The sequence below is a fragment of the Actinomycetota bacterium genome, from assembly GCA_023488435.1.
In the GTDB taxonomy this organism is placed as follows: Bacteria; Actinomycetota; Coriobacteriia; order Anaerosomatales; family UBA912; genus UBA912.
This window is the reverse complement of the sequence record JAMDCK010000026.1, coordinates 1-4,618: the sequence shown is the minus strand read 5'-3', so window position 1 is coordinate 4,618 and position 4,618 is coordinate 1. Positions and strand designations below refer to the sequence as shown.

Genomic DNA, 4,618 nt, shown 5'->3' with positions numbered 1-4,618 from the left:
GGCTGGAAGGACTCGGCGATGCTGTCGGCCTCGTTCACGAAGTCGAGTACCATCGTGTCGTCCTTGCCCGGGTGGATGCGGTTCAAGCGCGAAAGCGTCTGGATTGCGTGGACTCCGCCAAGCTTCTTGTCCACATACATCGTGTGTAGGAGCGGCTCGTCGAAACCGGTCTGGAACTTCTCTGCGACGATCAAGAAGCGGTACTCGGGCAGATGGAAGGTCGCGGCGGTCTGCTTTTCCGAGATGCCATTCATCGAAGGCTCACTGTATTCCTGGCCTCCGTCGTGAACGTATCCGGAGAAGGCAACCAGCGACTTGTACGGGTAGCCCTGCTCCCTGAGGTAGGCGTCGACTATGAGCTTGTAGCGCACAGCATGAAGACGGCTGCGCGTGACGATCATCGCCTTGGCTTTGCCGCCGATGCGCCCCGCTGTGTTGTTGCGGAAATGCTCGACCATGATCTCGACCTTGTTGCGGATGGTGTGCTCATTGAGGTCGACGAATGCTCGAAGCAAGTAGCTCGCTTTGTCGTGATCGTAGTGAGGGTCCTCTTCCACGGACTTCAGCAGCCGCCAGTACATCTTGTACGTGGTGTAGCTCTTGAGCACATCTAGGATGAACTTCTCTTCGATAGCTTGGCGCATCGAGTACAGCGAGAAGGCCTCGAACTCACCCTCAGGGGTCTTGCGACCGAAGAGCTCTAGCGTCTTGGGCTTTGGGGTCGCGGTAAACGCAAAGAAAGAGGCGTTCTTCAGGCGGCCTCGCGCCCGCATCTCTGCAACGATCTTGTCCTCGTAGTCCTCGGGCGCACCAGACTCCTCCGCCGCGGCCTCACTGAGCGAGTCTGCGGCCAGAACCTTCTTGAGGTCCTTGGTCTGCTCACCAGAAGTCGAGGAGTGTGCTTCGTCGATGATGACGGCGAAGCTGTGGCCGGATAGCTCCCCCATCTCGTTCACGATGACCGGGAACTTCTGGAGCGTCGTGACGATGATCTGCTTGCCGCCTTCAAGTGCCTCTTTGAGCTGTCGTGAAGTGGCGTCTATGTTCTCGACCAGCCCGGCAGTCTTCTCGAAGGACCGGATGGTCTTTTGTAGCTGGCGGTCCAGCACACGACGGTCTGTCACGACTACGATGGTGTCGAAAATACGGTTGTCATCCGCGTCGTGCAGGGTCGTGAGCCTATGTGCGAGCCACGCGATCGTGTTCGACTTGCCCGACCCCGCCGAGTGCTGGATCAGATAATGCTCTCCGGCACCCTTCTGTCTAGCATCGTCAACGAGATCACGCACAGCTTTGAGCTGGTGGAAGCGCGGGAAGACGAGCTTTTTCCGACGGGTGCTCCTGCCCTTATCGTCCTCGACGCTGAGAGAGGCGACGAAGTTCAAGACGAGATCGAGCACGGAGTCCCGCGACCAAACGTACTCCCATAGGTAGGACGTGCCGTAGCCTTTCTGGGTTGGCGGTACAGTCGGATTGCCAGCGCCACCGTTGTTGCCCTGATTGAACGGCAGGAATACCGTTTTGGGTCCAGCAAGTTCGGTAGTCACATACGCGAGTTCGGTGTCCACCGCGAAGTGAGCGAGCACACGCCCAAGTCGCAAGAGCGGCTCATGCGGATCGCGGTCGAAGCGATACTGCTTGATGGCGTCTTGGACGTTCTGGCCATTGAGCTGGTTCTTGAGCTCGGCGGTGAAGATCGGCAGGCCGTTCAGGAAGAGGACGACGTCGATGGAGTTCTTGTTGCGTTCCGAGTAGTGTAGCTGTCGCACGACCGAGAAGACGTTGGCTTCGTAAAGCTTGGCGGTCTCGACGTTCAGGCCGCTTGCCGGCGGATAGAACGCAAGTGAGAACTTGCAGCCCGAGTCCTTCACGCCTTCGCGCAGGACGTGGAGCAAGCCGTGCTTCTCAATCTCGGAAGAGACGCGCTTGAGGAACTTGCCCTTCACGTCAGCGCCGTGATGCTGTGAGAGCTTCTCCCACGCTTCTGGCTGCGTCGTCATCACGAAGTCGAGTGTGTCTTTGGGCAGGAGGGCCAGCTGCTTGTCGAAATCTGCGGCGGTACGGCTTAGGTAGCTGCCGGGAATCCACGTTCCGTACTCGGCGGGATCCTCGTGCGCGAGGAACCGCCCCTCGAGTGCGTCGGGGCCACCAGCAAGGAGGGCACCCTCGATGTCGGACTCGAACGCGGCCTCCTTGATGTTAACGTTCACGCGACCTCCTCCTAGGTCTCGGTGCCCGGAATGTCGATCTGACCGGTCACAGCTGCGGATATCAGGGCCGTGCGGTACTCGCGGAGCAGGTCGATGCTGCGTCGCGTACGTTCGACCAAATCATCCACCTTGCACACATCTGCGCCAATCCTCCTGATGATACTGCGTTGTTCGACGACGTCGGGTGCGGCGACCGGGAGACGAGCAAGGATGCCCTCGTTCAGGTTGTCCATCGTCGCACCGACCGACTGAAGGCTGAGCCAGTCCCTGGAGCCCTGTTGCGAGATGAGCAGCTGGAGGAACTCGGGAGCCACCCTTCGCTGGTTTGGTCGAACCCGGAGGCTGCCAGTGCCTGTCACCCACCCCTCCTGTTGTGGCGTGACTACCGCACATCTACCCAGATCGCCGCGTCGGGCACAGACCACATCAGCCGTTCGCAGCAAATACCCGTTTAACCTCGCTACGGTCGCCTCGGTTACCGACGTCTCTGGATCCGGCACTAGTCGGTTGTCCTTGATGTGAACGGGGTTGATGACCGGCGTGCCGTCGACCATGTAGTCGTTCGCCCCAAGCTGGGTGCCAAAGGGTCCCGTCTGGATGGATGTAACTAGATCTTTCAGGCGACCGACAGTCCAGTGCAGTGGGATAGCGCCGAACCACTCGATACCCGAGTCCTTCATCTCCGCTTTGTAATCGAACCCCTTGGTCACGGCGTGAGCAATGATGGCGGTGCGCTTCTCAAGTAGCAGGTCGATGAAGCGCTGCTTGCGGTCGATCAGGGCGTCGATGCGGGCGATTTCAGAATCAAGATAGTCCGCAATCTGTGTCTGTACCACTCGCATAGGCATCGCAAGGTAAGCTCCGCTGAGGTCGCGGTACTTCATCGTTTGACGAACACCTGCACCCAAGCCGTAGTAGACCTTCATCGTGTCCAGGGAGTGCAGGAGATAATGCGCGAACCGGGGATCAACGTACTTGGACGGCCTCAGTGCAAGATACGCAGAGGTTACGATGCCGCGCTCCCTCACGAGACCCGTTCGTAGACTGCGTTGATCATTCTGTAGATCGGTAAGGCGCATCACGATATCGCCGGGCTCAACGATTTGGTAGGTCTCGAACGACTCCGGGAGTAGGCCCATTCCAGAGTCTAGGTCACGCCGCTTGATCGTCCCGTAGCTCAGCGAGAGAACGTTGGCCTCTGCCATGCCAATATTCTTGGTCTTGTTATCGCGGAAGAATGTGAACAGTGGGGCTTCGCTCCACGTGCTGGGAATACGCGCAAGCCATGGAGCCTTAGAGGGCTTGTACGTGCTCACGCGGTAACCTGCTTGAGCAGCTCAAGAATCTCGTTCTCGACTGCCCTTAGATTGGCTTCGATCTCGTTCAGCGGACGCGGGGGCACGTATTTGTAGAAGTAACGGTTGAAGTTTATTTCGTAGCCAACTTGTCCGATCTCGCCATCCTTTGGGTCAGTCACCGCCGTGTTGACCCAGGCATCCGGCACGTACGGCGTAACCTCGCGAGCGAAATACTCCTGAATCGACTCGACCAGCGGGACATTCTCTATGTCACGCAGCTCTGGATCGGACTCTATGTTGCCCTTCGAGTCAGTGCACATGTCGGTGCTCTCATCGCGCTCCGATAGAGCAGCAAGCACCGCCTTGCGAATGGGAGCGTCAAGCTTGATGTCGTGATTCGCCTCGGCATTCTTAAGCGTGTCGAGGAATTCGTCACGGTTGGTGAAGACCTGGCCTTGTAGTGTGAAAAGCAACCGCTTGATCTCGTCCTGGCGCTTCCGGCCTTCGGCCTCCTCGGCAGCCTTGATCCCCGCATCCTTCTTCTTTGAGACAGCCAGCTTCTTGAACGCAGGCTTGTCATCAAGTAGGGCGATACGCTCTGGTGACGCCTCGAAATTGAGTCTGAGGGGTCGCTCGACAGTAATCTTTCGGTATCCGAAGTGGGTCGTTGGGTAGACACGGCAGAACTCGCCTTCCTCGAAGGCATCGAGTAAGCGCAGTATCTCCGCAGTCTTGTGTGCGGGAATCTCGCGGCGCTTCTTGCCGAGGCTCTTGCGTAAAGGCGTCCAGAACGAAGTAGCGTCTACTAGCAGAACGCGGCCCGCGCGTTCAGGGGCTTTGCGGTTGGTGACCACCCAGATGTAGGTAGCGATAGCAGTGTTGTAGAAGAGCTGTTCCGGCAAGGCCACCATGGCTTCAAGGAGATCGTTCTCTAATATCCAGCGACGGATCTCAGAGGGGCCGGAGCCAGCATCACCTGTGAAGGGTAAGCGGATTAAATGGTTGATCTTACCTTTGCATGAGAGTGAGACAGACCGGCATCTCATCGGATTATCTGGTTGATGCTTCACCTACTGCTGGTGCATGTTTCCTTCGCTAATTCCAGCAAGA

General features: G+C 57.9%; 3 protein-coding genes. All 3 read right to left on the bottom strand.

The window, feature by feature from the left end:
- On the bottom strand, positions 1 to 2,210 hold a 2,210-nt coding region (locus M1617_04080; GenBank protein ID MCL5887469.1), incomplete at its 3' end, for a type I restriction endonuclease.
- 11 nt (positions 2,211 to 2,221) lie between these two features.
- Positions 2,222 to 3,526, bottom strand: coding sequence for a restriction endonuclease subunit S (locus M1617_04075; GenBank protein ID MCL5887468.1), 1,305 nt, complete (start codon positions 3,524 to 3,526; stop codon positions 2,222 to 2,224).
- Entirely contained in the window at positions 3,523 to 4,419 is an 897-nt protein-coding gene (locus M1617_04070; protein MCL5887467.1) for an SAM-dependent methyltransferase, read from the bottom strand. Before M1617_04070 ends, M1617_04075 begins: the two co-directional genes overlap by 4 nt.
- Between the last annotated feature and the right edge of the window lie 199 nt (positions 4,420 to 4,618).

Excerpts from the sequence above, each read along its gene's own strand:
- M1617_04070 (MCL5887467.1), bottom strand. The coding sequence starts at position 4,419 with ATGGTGGCCTTGCCGGAACAGCTCTTCTACAACACTGCTATCGCTACC.